This window comes from Seonamhaeicola marinus (assembly GCF_008085455.1).
Genome location: NZ_VSDQ01000679.1, coordinates 803230 through 830088, shown reverse-complemented (window position 1 = coordinate 830088; position 26859 = coordinate 803230). Strand labels below are relative to the sequence as shown.

Below are 26859 nucleotides of genomic sequence, written 5' to 3'. Positions count from 1 at the left end.
ATTTAGTTATTCTCGATACAATTACACCTTAGTATAATTAATCGAACCGCCCTTTATTTGTTTTGTGCTTTTAAATCGTTTGCCCTTCTTACCGTAGAGTTAAAGTCTCCTTTTCTTTTCTGTCTGTACTCCGTAAATAAAATGCGCATATCTTCACTCATCTTATTCTTTATAGTGGCAACTTCAATACAGTTATAACTATTTAAACCATAAACAGGTTTCTTTTTTTCTTTTTCATTATCCTCTCTATCATCAATTCTACCTCTTTGGTTTAGCTCTTTATCAATTATAAAAACTTCATCAGACCCCAAGTAATTATCTAGAATACCATCTGTTCTTACAGTGTTATGCAATTTTTTAATGGCTTTTGTTTCCCCGAAAACATAGTGCCAAAACTTTAAGTTTTCATACTGGCTTATTTCTTGCTCCAACTGTTTTGCCGCTTCCTCAGTTCCTTTTGGCGCAACGATAACAATTTGAAACTTCTTAAACCCCTTAAATTTATCATAGACTAACTCCTTTAGATTTGAAGCCATAGTAGTTTTACTCATGGGGTCCTTACCTAAGAAGCCAAGGACTGTGATATGATCTTTTAGAACAACATTATCGGCTTTTAAAGATGAAAAGTCCTTAAGCTCAATAACATCTTCATTAACTATATCTAAAGGGTTATAATTATGTGTTGCAGGATATAAGAACAATAAAAAAGTTACTGGAAGAAAGAATAACACCACCAAAATGGTATATCTACCCACTTTTTTTAAATCCATTTTTAACTTTCTTTTTATGATTAGAAATAAATTATGCAAAAATAAAAAAGGTGGTTCTTATAACCACCTTTTAAACTATATTTTAACATTTCGACAGGGCTCAATTTAAGCTCCCTTTCTACTTAAAAATCTCTTTTAATAAATCCGTTTTCATAAACTCTAAAAACGTACCCGCCTTCTTGTAGTAAGATGAATACTAAATAAAGAATTAAGAAAATTGTTGTCCAAACAACAGCACGTCTTAAACCTTTAGTTTCATCACGCATATGCATGAAATCCCAAGTAATATAATACGCTTTTACAATGGTAAGGATAATGAAAATCCAGTTTAAAAGCTTCATACCTAAAACCTGCCCCATTGACCAACTTGGTTTATAGATACCTAATACAACTTCTATAGCTGTAACAATACTTAAAAATATTAAAACACCCCAAATCTTTTGTGTATTGGACTTGAATTTTAATAACCCTCTAAATATTTCTAATTTATGCTCGTGTGCCATCTTTAAACTATATATCTTACTTAAATTATTAAACTAGGTAGAAGAATGTAAATACAAATACCCAAACTAAATCTACAAAGTGCCAGTAAAGACCAACTTTTTCTACCATTTCGTAGCTCTTACGTCTTTCATAAGTTCCTAACACTACATTAAAGAAAATAATGATGTTAATCACTACCCCTGAAAATACGTGGAAACCGTGGAAACCTGTGATAAAGAAAAAGAAATCTGCAAATAATGGAGACCCGTATTCATTTACATGAAGATTAGCCCCTTCTACAGCAACTTTACCATTTTCTTTTATTTGTCTTAAAGACTCTTCTCTTGATAATATTGTTTTGTGTCCTTCTTCATTGATAAATTGAGTTCTCACCAATACGTTCTCATTAGCCTCTAATCCGTGTATTACTTCTTCCATAGTATATGGAGGCAAAGATCCTTCTGAAACGAACCAAAGACCATTATCTCTACCGTGTTGTGTTCTATCTGCATGCTCATCTGCAACAACAAAATCTCTCAATGCGACTCTATGTCCTTCTGTATCTACAAACTGTAAAATATTACCTCCTTTAGTTTGTACTGCACCAAAATCACCTTTTATAAATGTACCCCATTCCCAAGCCTGAGATCCAACGAAAATTAAACCACCAATAATTGTTAAGAACATGTAAAATGTAACTTTAGCTTTATTCATGTGGTGACCCGCATCAACAGCTAATACCATTGTTACAGAAGACATGATAAGTATGAACGTCATAAACGCTACATAAATCATAGGTAACTCTTGACCATGTAAAAATGGTACGTGAGTAAACACCTCATCGGCAATTGGCCACTCCTTTATAAATTTAAATCTTGAAAATCCGTAGGCTGCTAAAAACCCAGAAAAAGTTAATGCATCTGAAACGATGAAAAACCACATCATCATTTTACCATAACTTGCTTTTAACGGCTGGTTTCCACCTGCCCAAGTTTTTCCTTCAGCTTCAGCATTTACAACTGTAGTACTCATATGTAATGGTTGTTATTTAAAAGTTGCACAAAAATAATCATTTATTTCATCTAACGAAACAGAACCCGCAAATTTTAAACTATGATAAATATCAGTTTCGCTAAAATTAAAAACCATCCTTTTTTTTGACAAAAATATATTGGGAATTTATTTCACAAAGTACAAGAATAGAAAGAGATAAACCCATAGTATATCAACGAAATGCCAAAAAGTGGCAGACAGTTCTAACCCTAATAAATTATCTGAATTATACTTTTGTTTAAAATGATTATAAATTACAACTAACAATGAAACAATACCCGCAGCAACATGCAAAATATGAACCATTGCTATTAAATAAATGTAAGACATTGTTACGTTACTACTAGCTCCAGTAAAATAGTAACCCAAATCTATAATTTCTTGAAACCCTCTTACCTGAAAAAAGATAAAAGCAACTCCTAAAAATAACGTTACCCAAAGCATCATAGTAGTTTGTTGTCTGTTATTACTTTTAATAGCCTTTTTAGCTAACAAATACGTAAAACTGCTTATAATTATAACAACTGTACTAATTACAAATGAATTTGGTAATTGAAAATCTTTTAACCAATCTGGTCTAGAGCTACTTACTATAAAAGCACTAGTCCATCCCATAAAAGACATGATTAATGAAATAATTCCAAACCAAAGCATCATTTTTTTTGCTCTAGCTTGCTTTTCTTGTTGTGTTCCTTGAGTTAAATCCATAGTTAGTTTATAAATTTATCAACTACGTATACTATTTGAATAAGTGTTATATATAATACACTGGCTAGCATTAATTGTCTTGCCGCCTTTGCTGTCATTTCCTTAAAGAGTCTAATTGCAAAATTCAACATTCCCAAACCAAGAATGAAAACAATAATAGCAGCCACTATTGATAATTGCAACTTCCCTGTAAAACCAAAGACAGGAATAATAGATACAATAATAGTCCAAATTGTATACATTATAGTTTGTACAGCGGTACCTTTATCCTTCTTTCCTGTAGGAAGCATTTTAAATCCAGCTTTTTCATAGTCATCATATAAAAACCAACCTATAGCCCAAAAGTGAGGAAATTGCCAAAAGAATTGTAAAGCAAATAAAGTTCCTGGTTCAATACCAAAATCATTAGTAGCAGCTACCCAACCCAACATAAACGGAATAGCTCCAGGTATAGCACCTACAAAAACTGCTATTGGTGTCATGGTTTTTAACGGCGTATATGCACAGGCGTATAAAAATATAGATATGGCACCAAACATTGCTGTTTGCTTATTTATGGTATACAGAATAATTATACCTAAAAGCGTAAAAATAGAAGAAATTATAAATGCAGATCTAACTGACATTCTTCCTGAAGGAACTGGTCTGTTTTGAGTTCGTTTCATAAGGGCATCTAGATCCTTTTCTATGATTTGGTTAAATCCATTTGACGCGCCTACCATAAAATAACCTCCCAAAGCTAATAATATTAGGGTTTGTATGTTGATAGTTTCAACACCTAATAAGTAACCTGCAAGTGAAGAAAACACCACGCTTAATGACAAACGCATTTTTGTAATTTCTTTAAAATCTGAAATCACTGTATGTTTTACTGTAGAAGATTTTGCCCTTGCCAATGCTTTATTCTTTTAGCGAGTGCAAAGATACTCGATTAAAGCGTTTTGGCAATGAGATTATTACAAAATAAGTAACAAGTTCTGCAAGACTCATTTTAAACCTAGATATTCATCAGGTTATTCAAAAAAAGTTTGTTAAAAAACAGATTCCCACCTTCGTGGGAATGACAAATATGTTAATTATCAAAATACCAATTAAACAAATCTGTTCTTAGTCCAAAATTAAACCATACCGTGTTATTGCTAAAAGTAGACGTGGTGGTAGCATTAGGATCAAAATTTCGTACTGTAATATCTGTAAACAATTTTAAATTCGAAGCAGGATTTACCAAGTAACCAGCCTGTAAATTACCATAGAAGATTTTAGTCTTAATGCCTTGGCCAATTTCTACACCATTATCAAAAGGTCTGTCGTTATAGTCTCTATATAAATCTGCCCCATAGCTAAAACTATCTGTACCATTATTGTAATCTAAACCTCTATTCCCAAAAATCAATTTAGCATCGGCAAACCATCTGTTTAAGCGATAACGTCCTATTAAAATTAACTCTGAAAAGTTTGCTCCCCATAAATGAGCTATTGGCTGATTGCTATGCGCATAATTTAAAACAATTGTGTTATGTGAATAGGTATACGGACGAATTCTATTGTATTCTAATTGAAGGTATAAATTGTCTACATTAAACGCATTGTAATATTTAAGTCCAATTTGGTAACCGTACTTGTTTTTCCAGCTCTTTTCTCCTGCTTTAATATCGCTCAGAGAGAATTCATCTAAAATAAACTGGCCATAAGCATTAATATTATCAGTGAATTTATACTTGGCAGTTGCTCCTAATAAAGCATTTCCAGCGCCTTGACCAGATTCAAACTCAATTGCTCTATAGAAAATAATGGGGTTAAGATAGTTTATATCAAAACCTCTATCGTTACTGTTAGTCCAAAGTACAGATTCAAACAGTCCTAAATTGAAACGTTTAGAAACATTCCAGCTCAAATAATGGTTAGCTACATATTTGGTTAAAAATGCTTTATCTTCAACCACTTCGTCCCTTACATCTTTCATCCACATAAATGTGTTGGTATATTTAATCTTCCAGAACTTTGTGTTTAGCTTTAAAAAAGTGTGTGGGCTAGACACATCACTTTGTAGTAATGAACGATAACCATCACCTATAAAGTTTTTACCATGACCAAATTGAATATTTAAAAATTCGGCAGGTGAATACGACAAATAGGCTTCAGCAACAGGATAATCATAAGAATCTGATTTAAAACGTTTAGCAATACCTCTACCTGGAACAATTGCAGGGTCTGGTCCAAAGGCTTTTAAACTTTCAGAATACCTGTTAACATAATCTGCGAAACGCCCCTGACTTTCAAAAACAGAAGAATAAAAACCAAATTTCTTACCTAAACCACCTTGAACAACAAATCCGCGGGTATTGTTATAGGTTGAATTAAATTCGGCGTCGGTGTCTTTACCAACTTGTAAATCTAAAACAGGATCTATTGTAAACCAATAATTTTCTCCTTGAAGCTGTATTAAATGTTCATTCCAAAGCTTTTTGCCTGCCTTCGTTTTTTTATCCTTTAAAAGTTTATTTTGTTCGCCCTCAAAATCATAATATTTAGAAACTTCGGAATACACAAAAGGTTTAGCAGCAGTATGACTGTTTGATCCTATAACATTAATAGCTCTATCAAATCTAGCATAATCACTGTGAATAAAATTTACATTTAACTCACTAGAAAAACGATTGTTAGAATACTGCTTTATACTTTTATTTAGCCTTTCATATTCCTTTTTTGCTGCTTGTTCGAGTTCTGAAACTTTGTTTTCCTCTGCTTCTCTTCTTAAATCTTGTATTACAGGCTCTTGCTTTACCAATGGAATTTGAATTGGAATAGCGTATTGCTTAAATGTATTTCTACCATTGTACGTCCCTGGTGTTATTTTAGGAAGTGTTTTAAACACACGTTTTGCTTCATCCTTTAGCTCTTTATATATGGCATCCGTATAAATTACTCTAAAATGTCCTGTCGTATCAACTTCGAAAAGCACTACCAGTTTCCCTTTATAATTGTCTTCTAAGACGTTTTGCGGCACTTTAAAATTAGCAAACATGTAATCTGCAATGTTTTTATCAAAACACTGTTGCAAAGAATCTAAAGAAACGGCTTTGCAATTAGGAAAAATAGGTGGTTTTTCGTTTGAAGAAATATTTTGTGAATACCCGTTTAACTGAATGAGAAATAGGAATAATACAATGTACCTTATCATGAAAATAACTTTCAATTTTTTAAAGCTGAAAGATAGGGATTTTTAAAAATACCAAATTAGAATTGGATTATTAATTCAATTAAGTTCAAAAGAAAAACCGCTATCAACTAAATTGATAACGGTTTGCATTCTTAATTATTTGAACGCTTAATCCTGAACCATAAAATTAATAGGCAGATTAAATTTTACAGAAACAGCTTTGTCTCTTTGCTTACCAGGTTTCATACTTGGAATTAAGCCTACAACGCGCTCTGCTTCTTTTTCTAACATAGGATGCGGTGCTCGTGTTCTCATTACTGAGACCTCTCCTGTTTCACTAATTTTAAATTGCACCTGAATTCTTTGCTTGCCAGACAATCCTAATCTATCGGCCAGCCCAACATCGAACTTTCGTTGAATAAGTTTATTAATTTTGTCGGACATACATTTACTTTGAGCTGCCCTGCCTTTCTTTTTTTCGCAACCAGGATATACTGGCACTTCTTCAATTAGAATAAAATCAACTATTGGTTCGTCTATTGGTTCATCTGGCAAGCCTTCTAAGTCAATTTCCGGATTTAAGTTTTCCACTGGAGTATCAGGTGTATCAATTACCGTTTCAATAACATCCTTGTCATTATCAATAATTTCAAAGTCCTTTGGTTTTGTAACTTTCTCTTGTTTCACTGGTTCATCGATTTCCGGTTTTGCTTGAGGAATATTTGGTATTTCAATGACATAACCATCATCGGGTGGAATCATTAATCCCACTTTGGGGATTTTAGACTCAAACTTCATTTCAAATAGTCCATAGCATGCCAAAAGGCATAGAATAAGTCCTACTTGGAAATAGAGGGTGGAGTTTTTTTGTAAATTTGCTTCATGCTTTTGAGATTTTTTCACAGAATGGTCATTTTGCCGAATGCCACTGTGAGATTCTTTACGATTTCTCATAATTAATTAAAGTTTAAATGTTAATATTATGATAAAATCACAATAAGCATACCAAAAAAGAAAACCCGTTACAAAATTTGTAACGGGTTTTTATATAATTGAAACTTAATGTTTACTAGTCTTGAACTTGGAAGATTATAGGTAACGAATATGGAACGTTTACTGGTTTACCTCTTTGCTTACCTGGTTTCATTTTTGGTAATAAACCAATTACTCTCTTCGCTTCTTTTTCTAATCCTGGGTGTGGAGCTCTTGCTCTAATACCAGTTACTTTACCAGTTTTATCAATTTTAAAGATAACGTTTATACGTTGTCTTCCTGATAAACCTAAGTCACTTGCTAACTCAGTATTAAACTTTTTATTTACGAATTGAGATATCTTTTTAGACATACACTCTCTTTTCTTGGTGTTGCTTCCTTTTTCGCAACCAGGGAAAACAGGTACGTTTTCAATTACTGCAAAAGGAACGTCAATATCTTCTTCTACTTCTTCTACCTCTACTTCTTCAACCTCTACAATTTCAGTTTCTTGATCAACCTCTGTAGACTCAATAACTGTTTCTTCTACTTCCTCTTCATCTTCTACAATTTCAATAACTTCTGGAGCTGCAGGTGGTGGAGGAGGAGGTGGAGGTGTTTGAATCTGTTCTGTTAATGGAATTTCTTCTTCATCCTCGGCATCCATATTTACCATACCTATATCAATATCTTCTTTGTCATAGGTTTTGTAATTAATTGCATAATTCGTTAAGAATAGCATTAATGCTAAACCAACTGCAAAATAAAGCGAACTGTTACGACCAACGTTTGCTTTAGGGTTTTTCTTTAGTTCCATAATGTATCGTTTATCAAGGTTGCTAAAATAACTATTTATTTATCAAAAAAGCAAGTGTTTATAAGTTTTTAACGTGTAAACTTTTTGTAAACCATATTGCTGCCGAAGCTAATAAGGCTCCTAATGTATTTGACAGAGCATCATAAACATCTAAAGCTCTGTAAGCTGTCATTCTATCTTGTAATACCTCAAGAATTATACCAAAGACTACAGAAAAAACAACGGCATAGAGAATTGATGTTTTAAATTCTTTTTTAAACTTTAAAAAGAATGAATAAAACCACAAAATTGTTAAACCGCCATAAACCACAAAGTGAAAAATTTTATCTCCAAATGAAATTTTTACATCTGGTAGATTATTTAGTTTTATTAAACTTACAACGGCTATAAATACGGTATAGCAAATAGTTACTGGGAAAACTATTTTTTTAAGCACCAATTAGAGCTTTATAATCCTCTGCAGACATTAAGTTATCTACTTCCGAAAGATCTGAACACTTAACTTTAATCATCCAACCATCTCCATACGGATCTGTATTTACCTTTTCTGGTTCATCTTCTAAAGACTCATTAAATTCAGTAATTTCTCCTGAAAGTGGTAAAAATAAATCGGACACTGTTTTAACGGCTTCAACGGTACCAAAAACCTCATCGGCAGCTAACGTTTCATCAACAGTTTCTACTTCAACATAAACAATATCACCTAACTCACTTTGAGCAAAATCCGTAATACCTATGGTTGCTACATCTCCTTCTAACACCACCCACTCATGGTCTTTTGTATATTTTAATTCTGATGGAATATTCATGTGCTTATTTAATTATTTTGTTTACACAAAAGTATTTAAAATAAGCATATAAAATCAAGTGCCTTAACACTAATTTCCAAAATTATATCTTAGGGTTATACCAGACCTAATTGTTGTTTGTGGAAAGGCTGTAGATATTGCATATTCTGAGAACGCATAATCAAAATAGAAGATTCCTGTTAGGTTTTTACTAAAGGCGTAGTCTGCACTATACTTAAGCCCCCAAATTGTTTGACCTGATGTAACTTGATTATTATCTAAGTCCAGATACCTTATAATGGTTTTGTTATCTCTTACAGATATATCTGCCTTCATATTAAGATCACTAACAATACGTTTTTTAGGACCTGCAAGATTTGATCTAATACGTAAGTCTTTAATTCTATATCCTAATCCTAAAGTATATTCATTACCTTGTACTTCGGTTAGTAGGTTATTGTCAAAACTTAAGGACAGTAATCTATCTTTTGCTACTTCAGCCAATATTTTAACCGAATTCTTCATTTCAAAATCTATACGCACCAACGGGCTAAAAGACTCTGTTAAGTTAACACCTCCGTAAAGCTGTTCGTTTTTATAGTTCCCCGATTGGTCTAAAGCCTCAAAAGGTTGGCTGCCATAATCTAAACCAGGAACCGGCGCTTCATTATCACTTGGGTTGGTGTTAAGATTTAAATTCGTATTAAATTGATTAATTGTGTATGAAGAACGATACCCGTGTGTTAATGAGAAACGCTTAAAGTGCTTTTTAAACCACTTAAATTTCATAAAACCAGAGTATTTTAAATCCCAATTAGGTATTGGAATATCTCTAAAAGCACTTGTCTTTACTTTACCTGCATCTTGCCCTGTATATGCTGCTAAAAACGCTGGTAATAATACTTTTTGGTTCGTCTTACCAAAACCTAATGGATATCCATCGGCATCTCTACTAAATGCCACACCTGGACCATAAAACTCTTCCGCCAGTCTATTGGCAATTTCCAATCTATTATCTCTAAACTTACTAAAGGTCTCCGAATTTAATTCATCACTTTTACTAAACGATGTTTTAATTAGTACTGTTGAGATGTTAAAATTACCAAATGTATTAGGTGTTAGTGAGGTGTAAACACCATTATTTACAATATAGTTTTCAGAATAGTTTTCATAGTACGTTCTATTTCCAATAATGTCGATTTTTAAATCTTTAACGGGTTCTAAACTTGCTGAAATGTCTAATTGCTTTGTATGCGTGGTTGTATACTGCTGATTAAATTCATCGAAAACAGTAAGCCATCCTTTTCTAGCGGCCAAATCTCTAATGTCACTTTGGCTACCAAAGGTAAATCCTAAGGTTGGCTTAAGCGTACCAATGAAACCTGGTGTCTGCGTGTAACCTGGTAAAAAAGTACCATTATTTTCTGAGTATCTAAACTGCATTCTCTTAATACTCGTTAAAAGACCAATACCTGCATTTAATACTTTGGTTAATGATTTGTTTTTAGCCCCAGATTTAGATTTCTTCTTTCCTTTTTCTCCTCCTGGAGGAACACCTCCTGGTCCTGGTGCAGCTGTTCTTGTTCTTACTCTTCTAATAGGTTTTTTAACCAAGCCAATATACCTGTACAACCTATTCATATCTAGCGAAGCATTAATGTCGTGCACATTAGAATTTTGAATGGTATGAACATCTTCACCTATGACATCTCCATATAAATCGGATCCCTTTTGCCAATTAAATGTCCCAGTGTATTGATATGTAGCATCTAAGAAACTAAAGGTTGGTATTTTCTTTAATGGTAGCTGATACGTAATCCCCAATGTTTGAGTTTGCCTGTTAGGATCTCCAACGTCAAGTAGACCATCCCAAACATCTAGAGTTTCATCTTGTTCTCCTCTAATTAAATCATTATCCTTAAAGTAATTTCTAACAATATTATTGTTGGCAGCGTTAAAGTTTAATTGTAACGCATCGGTTAGATTATAGTTTATGGTGTACTGAAAATCGAAGGTATAATTTCTTCTGAATAGTTCTTCTACATCAATATTACCTTCATCTAATATAGATCTGAACTTTTGTCTATTAAACTGCCTATTAATATCGGTATTAACTGTAAAACTAGAAGGTAAAAGATTAAGATTGAAATCTTTTAAGAACTTCCAGTACCTTCCGGTAAATAAAGAGTCGTTCTTTTTAAATGGCTCTATTTTTACAGGGTTGAAGTTAAATGCGTAGTTAGCACCTACTCTTACTGTTTTATTTACAGAGTTTTCAATTTCAAAATCTCTATGCTCTACTTTATTATAGGAATAATTAAGTGTTAGGTTTTCAACATCATAAAAGCGTGGCGTTTTATCTGTAGTTCTTGTTTTTCTAACACCAATAAAATTGATACTTTGTCGCTTTGTATAATCTTCAGATTGCTTTCTAACTTTGTCTTTATCTGCCTGGGTATCTGCGGCATCAATACGATCTTGAAGTTTTAAATCTTTATAAACCTGATCGTATTTAGGTGTAATTAGTTCTTCGCTTTGCGCATAATTAAACGGGATTTGAATACCCCATTTTTTTGGTAACAACTGTCCTACCTGTACATTGGTAACAACATCATATTGCTTAACATCCTCAAGACTACGTTCACTTGGACCTTGCTCTATACCTCCAAAACCTGATGTACTTTGTCTTCCGGTTGCACTTATGTTTGCGAAATCTGCAATATTGGTATCCATACTTACCACAGCAGCCCAACCTCCTTCGTTATCCATATCGGATAAACGGAGCTCATTAAACCAAACTTGGGCACAAACATTTTCAAATTCATTTGCATTTTTAACACCAACCATTAATGTTCTTACATCTCCAAAGTTAGGGTTACCCTTAATCCCCACTCTATGCTGCCCAATCACATAACCTCCATAAGGATCGGTTGCTAATTGTATTTCTCCATTAATTACATCATAAAACGTTGGATCTTCATTACCCAAAGTCATGTCTGATATTCCCTGTGCTTTAACCTTACCTAGAATGTCTAAAGGAATGTTTATTTCATTTTCTTCTGGCCATACCACATCTTCAACAAGAGAACCTGGGTCAGACTTCACTAAAGGAATCTCAATTTGGTAGTAGTTATCGTTAAGGTCGTTACCTATCCTAACAAAACCAATTAAATTTCCATTATCCGTAAAACCTTTTGAACCATCTTCGGCGTGTATAAACATTCTTAAGCGTTTAAACTGACGCATGTCTACACTAATATTTTTAAAAGCCCCTCTTGAATCTTCAGCTTCTAAATCACAAACATTCATTACAAGAGATTGTTCGTTTTGTGGTACTACTGTATTGTTATTAAAAAGCTGTTCTGGTTCAATACCCGGAGGTGACACATAACTACCTTCATTTTCTATGGTACCAATAACACCAACAGAAAACTCTGTGTTATCCCCATTATGTTCATCTATTGTTTCATCATCTAAAGGCAAGGTATAACGTCTCCAATCACTTCTTACTAATTCTAAAGTACCAAAACGGAATATAGTAGTATCTGTAAAATCTTTTAAAAACATTCTAACAAAACGAACTGATCTTAAATCTGGTGAGTTGTACTCTCTAAACTGTAAGTGATCGTCATTAGGGTCAAAACTACTTTCTACAGGAATTCTTACCTGATACCATCTTACATTTTCAGTACTTCCATCTGGTAATGAACGTGGTTCTACCTTTACATCTACTAAGTATTTTTTGAAATCATTAGAATCTGGAATCTCAGATACGCTAGATACAGCAGGTAAACTGCTCCTTGTTATATTAAGTTCATATTCAAAATAACTGTCAATGGTATTCATTGTGTTATCTCTGTTAATATCTTCTACATCAGGTTGTGTATTGGCGGCTCTTTGCGTATCTGTAAATGTATCTGGCGTATTACCTTCTACACCATTGAACTTTTTATAACGCTCAAAAATCCCACCATCTGTATCTAAGAAATAACTATAGTTATCATTAGAAGGATCTTCTAAAGAGGCATATGCTGCCGGAACATTGGAGTCTGTTTGAGCAAACAGTATTTCATCCGTATCACTATATCCATCATAACCAACATCCTGATTAGCTCTTTTATCTCCAGTGGTATCAAAAGCATAAATTAAAGATTGATTCTGTGGTGTTACAGTACCCCAACTCGTAGGCGTTAGCATACTAATGTCTCCGTTATCTGGCAGACCATTCTCATAAAGCTTTTTACCATCCTTAACAATATCCTCTGAAATATTACCAAGGTTAAACACCAACTTACCTCCTGAATGTGTAGGGTTTTCTTGGAATGGATCCTGTAACCAGAATTCTATATATTCTACGTTTTGTTGTTCAAAATCGGTAGAAGTTAGTTGTCTTGTAATACCAGCCCATGAATTTTCAGGACTTGTTAATTCTCCAGTAGAAATATTCACCTCACTATTTTGGAAATTATAAGGCCCTCTCTCTTGTGGGTAATATGCTAAATCTAAAGTAAATAATACAGAATTTTGTCCTTGTACCAATTGTCTCTCAGGAAATAATTCATTTATAAAAACTCTACTGGTATAAAGTGAAGATAAATCGGTATCCGTTATACCAGTCGGTCTTCTGGTACTATAAAAAATTGGATCAATGCTATACCAGTTTAACATGGCTCTATCGTAACCATTTACTATACCAACCGAAATATCACTTTCGGGATCTGTATTTCCATCGCCATCTAAATCTACAGGTCTAGATGATAAAAACCATGATTGTTGGGATCTTAGGTCAATGGCGTTTTGAGTACCCTCAAAATCATCGATGTAAGAGGTTGCTTCACCATTTAGATTTGTGCCTTTTGGAGCACCTGGAGCCAAGTAAGCAAACTCACCACGAATAGAGAAATTTGATTCTGCATCCGTATCTATATTTGGTAACTTATTGGCTAATCTTGTTAAAAATGGCACTTTAGAGGCAAAGTTCCCATTAATACCAAAAATAGTATTGTTTATAGGTTCTGTGCCATAATTGGCCTTTTGAGTTATAGGTCTTTCATTTAAATTTAAAAGGGTAGCACCTAAGACAAAATCGTCGTTAAATTTATGTTCAATATTTAAACCTGTAAAACGTCTAGTTTGTTGCCCAAATACCGCATTGTTTTCTGTAGACACTTCAATAGGTGTATTTGATGCTTTTAAAGCTTCATCTAAAATTTGAACACGTCCTAACTGGTAATTTACCGTATAATCTATGCCCTCAACCAAAACACGCCCCCCAGCTGTAACTCTAACAGATCCTCTAGGAACATTAAAGGCACCTAATGGGATACCATCATTACCAGATGATTTATAGCGCCCTTTAAGTTTAAATTTGTTTTTCTCTACTTCTTCTAAAGCAGCTGTTTTAGTTTCTTTATAAAGAATATCATAAACATATTTGTTTTGATTATCGTTATACGTTGCGTCATTATTATAATCTCCTCCTCCTAAAACATTAAATAAATATTCACCAAAGGGTTCGGCACTTGTAAAGATAATTTTACCATTTTCTGGTATTACAGTAATCCCAGGATAAAAATCGAAGAAACCATCACCACGAGTCTGCGGATCGTTATTAAAATTCAATTTATCTAAATTGAAAACACGAAGTAATGGTACATTTTCAATTAAATCATCTTCTGGTGTAGATCCTGTAACAGGAATTCCATTAATATCTAAATCAAAACTTCCTCCAACGGGTTCTATGTAGTTTAAGGGCGAAGCTTCATTATAGAAAATATTTAATTTAAAATCGTCTGCACTTAAATTATAGGCTCCTGTGTCATAAATGTTTTTCATCATTAAATCCCATACAGGTTGCTCAACGTTAGTTATACTACTTTTTAAAAGCTTAAGTACTAAACTCTGATTTGTAACTTCACCAGTATTGGAATCCACATCGGTAGCGGCAACACCATCATTAGCAAATTCACCAACTTGGTAGATTTCATTACCCACTCTGTATTGAAAAGCCACCGCCAATACTTCATCATTATTTAGGCGCTGATTTAAAGAAATATATCCTAAATCGACATTTAGTGTATATTCTTGTTCCGTTAGTTTTCTAGCATTTTCTAGTTTAGCATAATCAAACCCTTCATTAACCCCTGTTACTAGGAAACCAGATTGTGCTGTAGCAATATCTCTAACCGCATCAGTAAGTTGAGAACCTCCTCCTCCAATATTTTCTGGATTAAATGCATTATTGGCATTATCTGGAAATGCACCAGGAGCACCAAATACATTTACCAAGGATCCCAAATTTTCGGTCTCTCCTAAATCCTGAACTGCTACAATATTCCTTACGTTGTCAGTTCTATTACTTCGGTTAGTAATCCAAACTTCTATCCTTGTAATTTGCAGTCCTTTATTATCTATAAAAGGGTAATTTTTTAAAGAGGTATCATAGGTGTCTTTGAAATACTGAGATAAAAAGAAGTGCCTATTTTCATCGTAATCTCTTATGAATAATTCAAATTCCTCAACAGTACCTCCGCCTTGGGCAACAACTGTATTACCTTGTGATTTTTGTTCAGAAAACACACCAGTAACCGTTGTCCTTCCAAATTGTAATTGCGTCTTAACACCAAATAAACTTTGTGCACCAGTAATTAACGAGCTATTAAGCGGCATACTAACGTTACCAACTTCAATTTTTTGAATGATATCGTCTTCTGTCGGTGTGTAATCTAATTTAATAAGGTTTTGAAAATCGAAAGAAGCTTGCGTATCGTAATTCGCATTTACCTGTAATCTTGTACCGACTTTACCTTGCAGACTCAGGTTGATACGCTGATCAAAATCAAAGGTAAAATTACTTCTATTTCTTGGTGAAAACGATGGATTGTCTTGTCTTGAAAACAAAACACCCAAATCCATTTCTACAGAACCTTGGGGTATCACATCTATGGTATTACCTCCAAAAATAGTTTCAAATAAACTAGAGTTTACATAAAACTGAGGTAACAGGTTTTTTTGAGCATCTTCATCACCTTTTTTTCCATCAAACGCGTCAATTTTTTCTTTGTAATACGCCTTAATATTTTCTTTGGCCACTAATTCGTAATACTCCTGAGGCGTTAATATAACAGGATACTTAATGTTAAAACTTCCTACTTTTTCGGTGTAAATGTATCTATCGGTTATTGCATCATAGGTATATTTAGATTCTATACTATTGGGATTAGGCGCTTTTAAGTTGCTTTTACTATAACCTTTTTTTATAGAATCCTGCGGCGTTTGCTGAGACCAAACAACTACGGAACATAGTAGTAGTAAAACTAAAAGTGTAGATTGTTTAACCGATTTATAAGATTTGAGGTTGGTTCTGTTCAAAATACGTTATAAATTTTTTAAGGCCTGTTTTATTATGGTTTCTACGTTTGCTTCAGGCTCGGAAGCTACGATTTTATCCACCACGCGTTCTGCCTGCTTTTTAGCAAAACCAAGCACTTCTAAAGCAGATAACGCTTCTTCTTTATTGGTATTGTCTTGAGATACTGAAACTTCATCAATATCATAAATCTTTAAGATTTTATCTTTTAGATCTAAGATAACACGTTGCGCTGTTTTTGCTCCAATACCTTTTATAGACTGAATTAATGCAACATCATTACCTGCTATACCTTCTCTTATTTGTTTAGGTGTTAAAGAGGATAACATAGTGCGGGCTGTACTTGCACCTATGCCACTAACTGAAATCAACAATCTAAAAATCTCCCTTTCGGCCACCGAAGAGAAGCCATACAATGTGTGCGCATCCTCTCTAACTTGAAGATGTGTGTACAGTTTTAAATTCTCATTATCAGGTATTTGAGAAAAGGTATGCAGAGAAATATTAATCATGTAGCCAACTCCGTTACAATCAATAACTACATGTGTTGGATTTTTCTCGGTAAGTTTACCTTGTATATGCGTTATCATCTATAGTTCCTTAACCCACCAAATGTACTAAAATTATTGCCATTAAATTACTTCTAATTAGCATTTTCCTTTTGTTGCTTTTCTTTCTGCTGCGCATCAATTACGGCTATAGCAGTAATATTTACGATTTCATCTACACTCGCTCCCAATTGTAAAATATGCACTGGTTTACGCATTCCCATCATTATTGGTCCGATAGAATCGGCCTCATTCAACTCCTTAAGTAGCTTATACGTAATATTTGCAGCATCTAAACTTGGGAAAATTAATGTATTTACCTTTTTATCAACGAGTTTAGAAAATGGGAATTTCTCTTTTAACATAGCTCCGTTTAAGGCAAAATCTGTTTGTAACTCCCCATCAACAATCATATCAGGATAATGACGATGCAAATAAGAAACCGCTTCTCTAACTTTAGATGCCTTTTCATTTCCTGAGGATCCAAAGTTTGAATAACTCATCATTGCTATTACTGGTTCCAAACCAAATAACTTTACAACAGTAGAGGTCATTTGGGCAATTTTTGCTAAATCTTTTGATGAAGGATCTATGTTTATAGATGTATCACTCAAAAATAGTGGGCCTCGTTTGGTCATCATTAAGTTTGTTGTTGCTACCTTAGTAACACCTGGCGCCATACCAATGAGTTCTAACATTGGCTTAACAACAGAAGGATAGTTTCTAGAATAGCCCGAAACAAGAGCATCTGCTTCACCTTGGTCTACCATCATCGCAGCAAAGTAATTACGCTCTCTCATTAATCTTTGGGCAGAATAGTAAGTTACACCTCTACGTTTACGCTGTTCCCAGTATACTTTTGCAAATCTATTTTTTCTTGGATTTTCTTCTTCTGTTTTTGGATCTATGATAGGAATATCAGCATCAAATTCAATAGACTCCATTAATTCTTTAATCGTCTCAGTTCTTCCTAATAAAATAGGTTTGGCAATGCCTTCTTCATAAACTATTTGGGCAGCTTTCAAAACGTCTAATTGATCGGCCTCAGCAAATACAACTCGCTTTGGATTGAGTTTGGCTCTATTAAGCAGTAATCTTACTAATTTATTATCTGAACCTAAGCGTTGTAATAGTGTGTCTTTATATTTTTCCCAATCCTTTATAGTTTTTTTAGCAACACCTGTTTCTATAGCTGCTTTTGCCACTGCTGGCGGCACTTCGGCAATTAAACGAGGATCAAATGGTTTTGGTATTATATAATCTCTACCAAAGGTAAGTTTGGTTTCTCCGTAGGCAATGTTTACTTGTTCTGGCACTGGTTCCTTGGCCAATTTTGCTAAAGCTTTAACAGCTGCCATTTTCATTTCTTCATTAATGGCAGTAGCTCTAACATCTAAAGCGCCTCTAAAAATAAAAGGGAATCCTAAAACATTATTAACCTGATTAGGATGATCACTTCTTCCTGTTGCCATGATAATGTCTTTCCTTGTAGAAATAGCTAAATCATATTTAATCTCTGGATCTGGATTAGCCATGGCGAAAACAATAGGATCTTTTGCCATAGACAGCAGCATTTCTGGTGTAACTATATTAGCCATTGAAAGTCCAATAAAAACATCGGCATCTTTCATGGCTTCATCTAAAGTATCAATCTTTCTATCTGTTGCAAATTCAGATTTTTCTGGAGTTAAACTTTCTCTATCTTTTCTAATAACGCCTTTACTATCTAGCATTACCATGTTTTCCTTCCGTGCTCCACATGCTTGGTATAATCTACTACAAGAGATTGCCGCGGCTCCTGCTCCACTTATAACAATTTTTGCATCCTCAATATTTCTCTTAGTTATTTCTATTGCATTGATTAAAGCTGCCGCAGAAATAATTGCTGTTCCATGCTGATCATCATGCATTACAGGGATATCTAGCTCTTCTTTTAGACGTCTTTCTATTTCAAATGCCTCTGGTGCTTTAATATCCTCTAGATTAATACCTCCAAAAGTTGGAGAAATATTTTTAACGGTTTCTATAAATTCATCTACGTTTTCGGTATTAACTTCAATATCAAAAACATCTATGTCGGCGAAGATTTTGAATAAAAGCCCTTTTCCTTCCATTACTGGCTTAGAGGCCTCAGGTCCAATATTCCCTAATCCTAAAACTGCCGTTCCATTAGAAATTACAGCTACCAAATTACCTTTGGACGTATAGCGATAAACGTTATCTACGTCTTTTTCTATCTCTAAACAAGGTTCTGCTACTCCTGGTGAATACGCTAAGGATAAATCTCTTTGGCTTGCATATTTTTTTGTAGGTACTACTTTTATTTTTCCAGGTTGCGGTTTGGCATGATATATAAGTGCTTCTCTTCTTTTACTTTCCTCGCTCATAATGAATTGTTTTAGTTCCCACTTTTGTGAGAATGACATGTTAAATTGAAACTTTTAAGTTAAACTTAAAAGTGAAATTTCAAGGTTCAAATATAACAATCCTTAAAAACGCTACCTCTTAATCTTTTATAAAATTGGTTATTTTAATGTTAATAGGGCAAAGTTTGAATTAACAGTAAATCATTTCCTTAAGGTAAAGTTGAAGATAGCTCCCTTACCAATATTAGAATTCACAGAAATTTTGCCGCCTAATTTATCTATCAGCTTTTTTACTATTGCCAATCCTATTCCATTTCCTGATTTTCCGTACTTATCGCTTTTAGATAGTTTTCTGAAAATTAAGAAAATCTTGTCATGAAACTCTGGAGCTATTCCAGGACCATTATCCTTTATATCAAAAGTATAATGTGTATCGGTTTCACTTGCTATAATTTCGATCTGTACAATTTTCTTATCGTTATATTTTATTGCATTTGTTAGCAAGTTCTGGAGTATTTGATCTAAAGCCACTTTATTAATATAAATGGTTTCTAAACTAGTATTTAGGTTTATAATGGCATTATGTTCTTTACTATAAAGTTTAATTAAATTGTTAACTAAATCCTCTAAAACAACATCTTCTTTCCTCTTTTCTAGAATACCATCACTTTTACTATACTCTAGTAACCCATCTACCAAAACAGAAAGTTGTTCAACAGAGTCCATAAGTAGATTTAAAAGCTGTAAACCGTTGTAATCGAGTTTATCTTTATTATCTAGAACAAACATTTCAGCTAAACTAGAGATATTGTGTAAAGGTGATTTTAAATCATGGGCTGCAACATAAGCAAATCGCTCTAACTCAATATTTTTTTCTTCTAGGTTTTTATAATTCTCAATTAACAAATGGGTATTCTTTCTAAGATCAAGTAAATTCATTACGTGCTTAGAGAGAATCCTTAATGTTTCAATCTGTTGTTTGGAAAGCTTATTTGGTTTATTATCTATTACGCAAAGTGTTCCCAAAGGAAAGCCATTTTTACTTTTTAAAGGCACGCCAACATAAAAAATCACTTTTGGCTGTCCTACCACTAAAGGATTATCGTGGAATCTTTCATCTTTTCTGGCATCGTTTATTATAAATACATTATCAGCATCATTAATGGCATGGGCACAAAAGGCATGTTCTTTTGGTGTTTCAGTTGCATCTAGACCATAACGGGATTTAAACCATTGTCTTTTATCATCAACAATACTTACTAAAGAAATTGGCACATTGCATATCTGTGCAGCTAAACGGGTAATATCGTCATAATCGGTTTCAGGAATAGTATCAAGGATTTTATAAGAATATAAATTCTTTAGTCTTTCCTGTTCATTTGAAGGGGTTAGGGGCGCAATCATAAACAGTTATTTCTCTCACCTACTAAATTACAACTTTTTTTTGAAAGTTCTTTCTTAAAGAAGAATTAATCTAAATCTTCTAAAAACTTAATTATTTGAAAAACAAAGCTTTAAGTGTTTTTCAGAAATTTAATGTTGCGATTTAGCCCTGAAAACTTTGTACGCTTTACTGCTGATTTTTTAAACACTTTTCTAAATGTTTCCTCGGTAATTTCTTCCCAATCTTTTTTTGACATAGTTAGTAATTCTGGATGTGGGTTAAATAAGGGTTCTTTATGTGCTTTTGAAAATCGATTCCACGGACATACATCTTGACAAACATCACAGCCGAACATCCAATCGTCAAATTTCCCTTGAAATTCAGTTGGTATGTTGTCTTTTAACTCTATTGTAAAATAGGAAATACATTTACTCCCATCAACTACATAAGGCTCAACAATAGCCTGGGTTGGACAAGCATCAATGCAAGCAGTGCAAGTGCCACAGTGATCGGTCGTGGGACCGTCATATTCTAATTCTAAATCTATTATCAATTCAGCTATGAAATAAAACGACCCCACTTGCTGCGTTAATAAGTTACTATGCTTGCCAATCCAACCTAAACCACTTTTAGCGGCCCAGGCTTTATCTAAAACTGGGGCAGAATCAACAAATGCTCTTCCATTAACTTCACCTATTTCATCCTGTATAAAATGCAATAGTGATTTTAACTTATCTTTTATTACAAAATGGTAATCCGTACCATAGGCATATTTAGATAACTTAAACGAGTCTTCAATTTGATGCTTTTCAGGGTAATAATTCAATAAAAGAGAAACGACACTTTTAGAACCTTCAACCAATTGAGTTGGGTCTAAACGCTTATCAAAATGGTTTTCCATATAACGCATCTCTCCATGCATATTTTTATTTAACCATCTTTCAAGTCTGGGAGCTTCTTCTTCTAAAAACTCTGCTTTACTTATACCACATGATAAAAAACCAAGGCGTTTTGCTTCGGCCTTTATAAGTTGCGAGTATTTATTTCGAGCATTCAAGTTATAAGCGTTATCCTCTTTTGGTAAATTTTAATTTAATATCTACTGGTTTTAAAGTAATTAAGGGATTTACTTCTATTTCCTCATTATTAGATTCAACATTGTAGTTCTTTAGTATAGTACTAACTGTTAAGATCATTTCATATATGGCAAAGTTATTACCAATACATAATCTTGGCCCTGCTCCAAAGGGCATGTAATAAGGAGTAATATCTTTTCTATTTTCTTCTAAAAACCGCTCAGGGATAAATGAGTTCGGATTATCCCAATACTTCTCATTTCTATGCAATTCATAAATAGAGGCACCAACTATTGTTCCTTTTTTTAAAACATAGTCTTTAAACGTATCTTGTTCAATATTTACTCTATCAGTAATCCAAGCGGGAGGATACAACCTAAGACTTTCTTCTATTGCACATTTTGTGTAGTTTAGGTGTCCAATTTCTTTTAAAGGTTCTAAATCTTTTTTATGGACCACTGCTACTTCATTTTGCACTTTCTTTAAAACCTGATTGTCTTGAGCAAGTAATTTTAGAATAAAAGTTAAAGCATTAGCGGTTGTCTCGTGCCCAGCCACAAATAAGATAAGGATTTCATCTATTAATTGTTCATCTGTCATTGATGTTCCGTCTTCATACTCCGCTTTAAGAAGCATATCCAAAAGATCATCATGTTCATTTTTAGAACTTCGTCTCTGCTTAACAATGGTATGAATAATACTTCTACTTTCCTTAACCAATTGCATATGGTAGCGTATTTCACCTTTTAAGATATACCATAACTTCTTATAGGGCATTCTCAGTTCCTTAACAATAAATAACTGTAGCTTTTCAATTATAAATTGTAACCTTTTAAGCGTTTCTTTTTCAGCCGAAAAATTGAATAGTGATTTGGCCACTACCTCAAAGGCCAACTCATTCATTATTGGGTATGCCTCAATGCTTTTTCCTGTTTCAATTTTAGCTACCTGTTCATTAATAGCAGCATTGATGATTTCTACAAGATTATTTATTTTCTCCTTATGGAAAGCAGGCTGAATTAAACGTCTTTGTTGCAGCCAGTAGTCTCCGCTGGATGTTAACAAACCATACCCTACATACTTAGACAGATATCGCGTTTGGATTTTAGATTTATGGTATACTTTGTGGTTCTTCTGGAGTATGTGTTTTGTAAAGTCTACATCTCGTGTTAAGATAATGTGCCCGTAAAAAGGCGATTTCATTGAAAAGGTATCTCCTGCCTCATCAAACCACTTTTTATGATACAAAAGCGGATTTTTGGCAATTGTAGAAGATTTAAGCAAGAATTTTAGAAAAGGAATCTTATTTGGATAATTGTACTTCATTATTTATTTGATGAGATTCTGAAATACATTCAGAAAGACACAAGCGTTAAAACAAACCTCCTTGAATATTTCCTTTTATTTTCCCTAAGTGCTTATAGGCTAACTCGGTTACTTCTCTTCCTCTTGGCGTTCTAACAATGAATCCTTGTTGGATTAAAAAAGGCTCATAAACCTCTTCTATAGTTTCTGGGCTCTCACTAACGGCTGTTGCAATTGTGGTGATACCAACTGGGCCTCCTTTAAACTTATCAATTATGGTTGTTAGAATCTTATTATCCATTTCATCTAAACCATGAGCATCTACATTTAAAGCTTCTAAGGCATATTTAGCAATCTGAATATCTATTTTACCATTGCCCTTTATTTGAGCAAAATCTCGCACCCTACGGAGTAATGCGTTTGCAATTCGAGGTGTTCCTCTACTTCGTCCTGCTATTTCTATAGCGGCCTCCATTGAAATTGGCACATTTAAAATAGATGCGCTTCTTTGTAGAATAGTGGTTAGTAGATCTGTTTTATAATATTGCAATCTACTTTGAATTCCAAAACGTGCACGCATTGGTGAAGTTAATAAACCAGAACGTGTTGTTGCCCCTACCAATGTAAACGGATTTAAATTAATTTGAACGGTACGCGCATTTGGTCCCGATTCAATCATAATATCAATTTTATAATCCTCCATGGCAGAATATAAATACTCTTCAACAATGGGACTTAAACGATGAATCTCATCTATAAATAAAACATCACGATCATCCAGGTTCGTTAATAAACCTGCCAAATCTCCTGGTTTATCCAAAACAGGACCAGAGGTTACTTTAATTCCCACATTTAATTCATTGGCTAATATATGAGCTAAAGTGGTTTTTCCTAATCCCGGAGGTCCATGAAACAGCGTATGGTCTAAAGCTTCACTACGCAAGTTTGCTGCCTGAACAAAGATCTGTAAGTTCTCTAATACTTGATCCTGGCCTGTAAAATCATCAAACGCTAAAGGTCTTAATTTCTTTTCAACATCTAATTCTTCAGGAGAATAGTTTTCATTGGATGGATTTAGGTTTTCGTTCATAAAAACAAAGATAAAGAAAAAGCCTTTCCGAATTGGAAAGGCTCTTAAATGTATATTGATTTCAATATTTTAATGTTGAAGTTCCTCTTCACCATCTTTTAATGGCACATTTTGAGGTACAAAGTCTACATCATGACCTGGCTTACTATAATCATAAGACCAACGGTACACATGAGGAATTTCACCTGGCCAGTTACCGTGCATATGTTCAACAGGAGTTGTCCATTCTAAAGTTGTAGATTTCCATGGGTTTTGCGTAGCTTTCTTACCATAGAATATACTGCTAAAGAAGTTGTATAAATATACCAATTGAACAACACCTCCAATTAAAGCGAATATTGTGATAATAACATTCACATTTGATACATCATCAAATAAAGGGAAGTTACTATTTGTATAATATCTACGTGGTAATCCAGCCATTCCAATAAAGTGCATTGGGAAGAATACACCATAAGCACAAACTGCTGTTACCCAAAAGTGAATGTATCCTAAATTCTTATTAAGCATTTTTCCATACATCTTAGGATACCAGTGGTAAATACCTGCGAACATACCATATAGAGCAGAAATACCCATTACTAAGTGGAAATGCGCTACTACGAAATACGTATCGTGAACATTAATATCTAAAGCACTATCTCCTAATATAATTCCTGTTAAACCTCCTGTGATGAATGTTGAAACAAAACCAATAGAGAATAACATTGCTGGGTTCATTTGAAGATTTCCTTTCCAAATAGTGGTTATCCAGTTAAATGCTTTAACGGCAGATGGTATTGCAATTAATAATGTTGTAAATGTAAATACAGAACCTAAGAAAGGATTCATCCCAGAAACGAACATATGGTGTCCCCATACAATTGTAGAAAGGAATGCAATTGCTAAAATTGAAGCAATCATAGCACGATATCCAAAAATTGGTTTACGTGAGTTTGTTGCCATAATCTCAGATACTAATCCCATTGCAGGTAAAATTACAATGTACACTTCAGGGTGTCCTAAGAACCAAAATAAGTGTTCAAATAACACAGGTGAACCACCTTGATAATGTAACACTTCACCTTGAATGAATATATCCGATAAGAAGAATGATGTTCCAAAACTTCTATCCATTATTAATAATAATGCAGCTGATAATAATACTGGGAATGAAATCACACCAATTACAGCAGTAATAAAGAACGCCCATATTGTTAAAGGTAATCTTGTCATAGACATACCTTTAGTTCTTAAGTTTAATACTGTTACGATATAATTCAAAGAACCTAGTAAAGAGGAAGCAATGAATATTGCCATAGATACTAACCATAATGTCATACCTGCTCCAGATCCACCTTGCGCCATTGGTAAGGCAGAAAGTGGTGGATAGATTGTCCAACCAGCTGCTGCAGGTCCTGCTTCAACGAATAGTGAAATAACCATTATTACACTAGATAAGAAGAATAACCAATACGACACCATGTTAAGGAATCCTGAGGCCATATCTCTAGCCCCAATTTGTAAAGGAATTAAAAGGTTACTAAATGTACCACTTAAACCAGCAGTTAATACAAAGAATACCATTATAGTACCATGTATTGTAACCAACGCCAAATAAATATCGGCATCCATTACACCATCTGGTGCCCATTTTCCTAATAATGCCTCAAATAACACATTTGGTTCTTCTGGCCATGCAATTTGCATACGGAATAATAATGACATCATTACTCCAATAACTCCCATAATCGTACCCGTAACAAGATATTGTTTAGCGATCATTTTATGATCTTGACTAAAAATATATTTTGTTACAAATGTTTCTTTATGATGATGTCCGTGATCGTCGTGTGCGTGAGTATCTGCGTGTGCTGACATAATCTTATATCGTTTTTTCTTTTATTATTAGTTAATTAGAGAGTTTTTAAATTGCTTTTGCTCTTTAATCCAAGCATTATAATCTTCTTCAGATTCTACAATTATTTTCATTTGCATGTTGTAGTGTGATTTTCCACAAATCTTGTTACAAATCAATAAATAATCAAACTCGTAGCGTTCTAAAGCCTCTTCTCCTTTTGCTATTAGCTTCTTACTTTTTTCTACTCTAATTTCGTTAATATTTTTAACCTTCTCTTGCATTTCAAGAGTGGCACGCATTTCTTCTGTAGTTTTTGTAGGTGTAAACCCAAACTGCGTAATCATTCCAGGAACACAGTTCATTTGTGCTCTAAAATGTGGCATATATGCCGAGTGTAATACATCTTGCGAACGCATTTTAAACAACACAGGCTTACCTACTGGTAAATGTAATTCTGTTGTAATGACATCATCTTGAGCATTAGGGTCCGCTTCATCTAAACCTAATATATTGGCTCTGTCAATATCAATTAATCTTACATTAGCTTTACCTAAGGTATTATCCGCTCCTGCGTATCTAGCCTTCCAGTTAAACTGTTGTGCGTACAATTCCACAACTAAAGGGTCGTCACTTTCATCAACACCCATAATGTTAATCCAAGTGTTTAATCCATATATAATTAAACCAGCCAAAACAATTACAGGAATAATTGTCCAAATAGCCTCTAACTTGTTGTTATCTGCAAAGAACAGCGCTTGCTTTCCTTTTTCACCTTTATATTTAAAGGCAAAATAGTGTAATAAAAACTGTGTAATAGTTTGAACAAAAAAGATGATTACTAAAGAGATAATCATTAAATTATCAATTGTTGGTCCATGTTCTGAAGCAGCATTAGATAACAATGGTAAATCTCCCCATTTAACACAACTTATAATGGTAATGATGTATATAAAAGCTAAAAAGCCCATCATTAAATATCCGTTTAAGGTATTATCCTTATCTGTAGCAACACCAGGGTTATCATCTTCTCCACCGTTCTTAGCCTGAGCTAAATCGAATATCTTAACCATTTGCCAAATGGCAATTAAAATAAATACTAAAACTATAATTGTTAATAAAGCAGTCATTTG

19 protein-coding genes are annotated in these 26859 nt (G+C 33.8%); all 19 read right to left on the bottom strand.

Features of this window, described 5'->3' with window-relative positions; translation table 11 throughout:
• Positions 1–53: 53 nt before the first annotated feature.
• Entirely contained in the window at positions 54–770 is a 717-nt protein-coding gene (locus FUA24_RS14695) for a hypothetical protein (RefSeq protein WP_148543621.1), read from the bottom strand.
• Between the two features lie 122 nt (positions 771–892).
• Positions 893–1273 (bottom strand): cytochrome C oxidase subunit IV family protein, encoded by a 381-nt coding sequence (locus FUA24_RS14690; protein WP_148543618.1) that lies wholly within the window; start codon positions 1271–1273, stop codon positions 893–895.
• 28 nt (positions 1274–1301) lie between these two features.
• The gene (locus FUA24_RS14685; RefSeq protein WP_148543616.1) at positions 1302–2285 is read right to left on the bottom strand and encodes a cytochrome c oxidase subunit 3; all 984 of its coding nucleotides are present in this window, start codon (positions 2283–2285) and stop codon (positions 1302–1304) included.
• A gap of 147 nt (positions 2286–2432) precedes the next feature.
• Positions 2433–3014, bottom strand: a complete 582-nt coding sequence (locus tag FUA24_RS14680; protein WP_148543614.1) for a cytochrome c oxidase subunit 3 — start codon at positions 3012–3014, stop codon at positions 2433–2435.
• Between the two features lie 2 nt (positions 3015–3016).
• A complete protein-coding gene (cyoE, locus tag FUA24_RS14675) occupies positions 3017–3910 on the bottom strand; it encodes a heme o synthase (RefSeq protein ID WP_148543612.1) in 894 nt (297 codons plus the stop codon).
• A gap of 176 nt (positions 3911–4086) precedes the next feature.
• Positions 4087–6195 carry a gliding motility protein RemB gene (locus tag FUA24_RS14670; RefSeq protein ID WP_148543610.1) on the bottom strand — a complete coding sequence of 703 codons (2109 nt, stop codon included), beginning with the start codon at positions 6193–6195 and terminating at the stop codon, positions 4087–4089.
• 147 nt (positions 6196–6342) lie between these two features.
• Positions 6343–6936: an energy transducer TonB gene (locus tag FUA24_RS14665; protein ID WP_187388292.1), complete on the bottom strand. Its 594-nt coding sequence runs from the start codon at positions 6934–6936 to the stop codon at positions 6343–6345.
• A 307-nt stretch (positions 6937–7243) separates the two neighbouring features.
• Positions 7244–7963: an energy transducer TonB gene (locus FUA24_RS14660; RefSeq protein WP_148543606.1), complete on the bottom strand. Its 720-nt coding sequence runs from the start codon at positions 7961–7963 to the stop codon at positions 7244–7246.
• Between the two features lie 58 nt (positions 7964–8021).
• Complete coding sequence (locus FUA24_RS14655) at positions 8022–8399, bottom strand: VanZ family protein (protein ID WP_187388291.1); 378 nt, start codon at positions 8397–8399, stop codon at positions 8022–8024.
• The gene (gene gcvH, locus FUA24_RS14650) at positions 8392–8772 is read right to left on the bottom strand and encodes a glycine cleavage system protein GcvH (RefSeq protein WP_148543602.1); all 381 of its coding nucleotides are present in this window, start codon (positions 8770–8772) and stop codon (positions 8392–8394) included. The genes FUA24_RS14655 and gcvH overlap by 8 nt, the downstream gene beginning before the upstream one ends.
• Before the next feature lie 69 nt (positions 8773–8841).
• Entirely contained in the window at positions 8842–16122 is a 7281-nt protein-coding gene (gene sov / locus FUA24_RS14645) for a T9SS outer membrane translocon Sov/SprA (RefSeq protein WP_148543600.1), read from the bottom strand.
• A gap of 6 nt (positions 16123–16128) precedes the next feature.
• Positions 16129–16710, bottom strand: a complete 582-nt coding sequence (ruvA, locus tag FUA24_RS14640) for a Holliday junction branch migration protein RuvA (RefSeq protein ID WP_148543598.1) — start codon at positions 16708–16710, stop codon at positions 16129–16131.
• Positions 16711–16763: 53 nt separating this feature from the next.
• Positions 16764–19055, bottom strand: a complete 2292-nt coding sequence (locus tag FUA24_RS14635) for an NADP-dependent malic enzyme (RefSeq protein WP_148543596.1) — start codon at positions 19053–19055, stop codon at positions 16764–16766.
• Between the two features lie 180 nt (positions 19056–19235).
• A complete protein-coding gene (locus FUA24_RS14630; protein WP_148543594.1) occupies positions 19236–20438 on the bottom strand; it encodes a sensor histidine kinase in 1203 nt (400 codons plus the stop codon).
• Positions 20439–20548: 110 nt separating this feature from the next.
• A complete protein-coding gene (gene queG / locus FUA24_RS14625; protein ID WP_148543592.1) occupies positions 20549–21475 on the bottom strand; it encodes a tRNA epoxyqueuosine(34) reductase QueG in 927 nt (308 codons plus the stop codon).
• A 10-nt stretch (positions 21476–21485) separates the two neighbouring features.
• Complete coding sequence (locus tag FUA24_RS14620) at positions 21486–22820, bottom strand: cytochrome P450 (RefSeq protein WP_148543590.1); 1335 nt, start codon at positions 22818–22820, stop codon at positions 21486–21488.
• Positions 22821–22866: 46 nt separating this feature from the next.
• Complete coding sequence (gene ruvB, locus FUA24_RS14615) at positions 22867–23889, bottom strand: Holliday junction branch migration DNA helicase RuvB (RefSeq protein ID WP_148543588.1); 1023 nt, start codon at positions 23887–23889, stop codon at positions 22867–22869.
• A gap of 69 nt (positions 23890–23958) precedes the next feature.
• Positions 23959–25749 carry a cytochrome c oxidase subunit I gene (locus FUA24_RS14610; RefSeq protein ID WP_148543586.1) on the bottom strand — a complete coding sequence of 597 codons (1791 nt, stop codon included), beginning with the start codon at positions 25747–25749 and terminating at the stop codon, positions 23959–23961.
• Between the two features lie 27 nt (positions 25750–25776).
• Entirely contained in the window at positions 25777–26856 is a 1080-nt protein-coding gene (locus FUA24_RS14605) for a cytochrome c oxidase subunit II (protein ID WP_148543584.1), read from the bottom strand.
• Positions 26857–26859: the final 3 nt, after the last annotated feature.

Bases quoted from the DNA above. Each gene is read 5' to 3' on its own strand.
- FUA24_RS14695 (WP_148543621.1), bottom strand. From the start codon at position 770: ATGGATTTAAAAAAAGTGGGTAGATATACCATTTTGGTGGTGTTATTC.
- FUA24_RS14690 (WP_148543618.1), bottom strand. From the start codon at position 1,273: ATGGCACACGAGCATAAATTAGAAATATTTAGAGGGTTATTAAAATTC.
- FUA24_RS14685 (WP_148543616.1), bottom strand. From the start codon at position 2,285: ATGAGTACTACAGTTGTAAATGCTGAAGCTGAAGGAAAAACTTGGGCA.
- FUA24_RS14680 (WP_148543614.1), bottom strand. From the start codon at position 3,014: ATGGATTTAACTCAAGGAACACAACAAGAAAAGCAAGCTAGAGCAAAA.
- FUA24_RS14670 (WP_148543610.1), bottom strand. From the start codon at position 6,195: ATGATAAGGTACATTGTATTATTCCTATTTCTCATTCAGTTAAACGGG.
- FUA24_RS14665 (WP_187388292.1), bottom strand. From the start codon at position 6,936: ATGATTCCACCCGATGATGGTTATGTCATTGAAATACCAAATATTCCT.
- FUA24_RS14660 (WP_148543606.1), bottom strand. From the start codon at position 7,963: ATGGAACTAAAGAAAAACCCTAAAGCAAACGTTGGTCGTAACAGTTCG.
- gcvH (WP_148543602.1), bottom strand. From the start codon at position 8,772: ATGAATATTCCATCAGAATTAAAATATACAAAAGACCATGAGTGGGTG.
- ruvA (WP_148543598.1), bottom strand. From the start codon at position 16,710: ATGATAACGCATATACAAGGTAAACTTACCGAGAAAAATCCAACACAT.
- FUA24_RS14635 (WP_148543596.1), bottom strand. From the start codon at position 19,055: ATGAGCGAGGAAAGTAAAAGAAGAGAAGCACTTATATATCATGCCAAA.
- FUA24_RS14630 (WP_148543594.1), bottom strand. From the start codon at position 20,438: ATGATTGCGCCCCTAACCCCTTCAAATGAACAGGAAAGACTAAAGAAT.
- FUA24_RS14620 (WP_148543590.1), bottom strand. From the start codon at position 22,820: ATGAAGTACAATTATCCAAATAAGATTCCTTTTCTAAAATTCTTGCTT.
- ruvB (WP_148543588.1), bottom strand. From the start codon at position 23,889: ATGAACGAAAACCTAAATCCATCCAATGAAAACTATTCTCCTGAAGAA.
- FUA24_RS14610 (WP_148543586.1), bottom strand. From the start codon at position 25,749: ATGTCAGCACACGCAGATACTCACGCACACGACGATCACGGACATCAT.
- FUA24_RS14605 (WP_148543584.1), bottom strand. From the start codon at position 26,856: ATGACTGCTTTATTAACAATTATAGTTTTAGTATTTATTTTAATTGCC.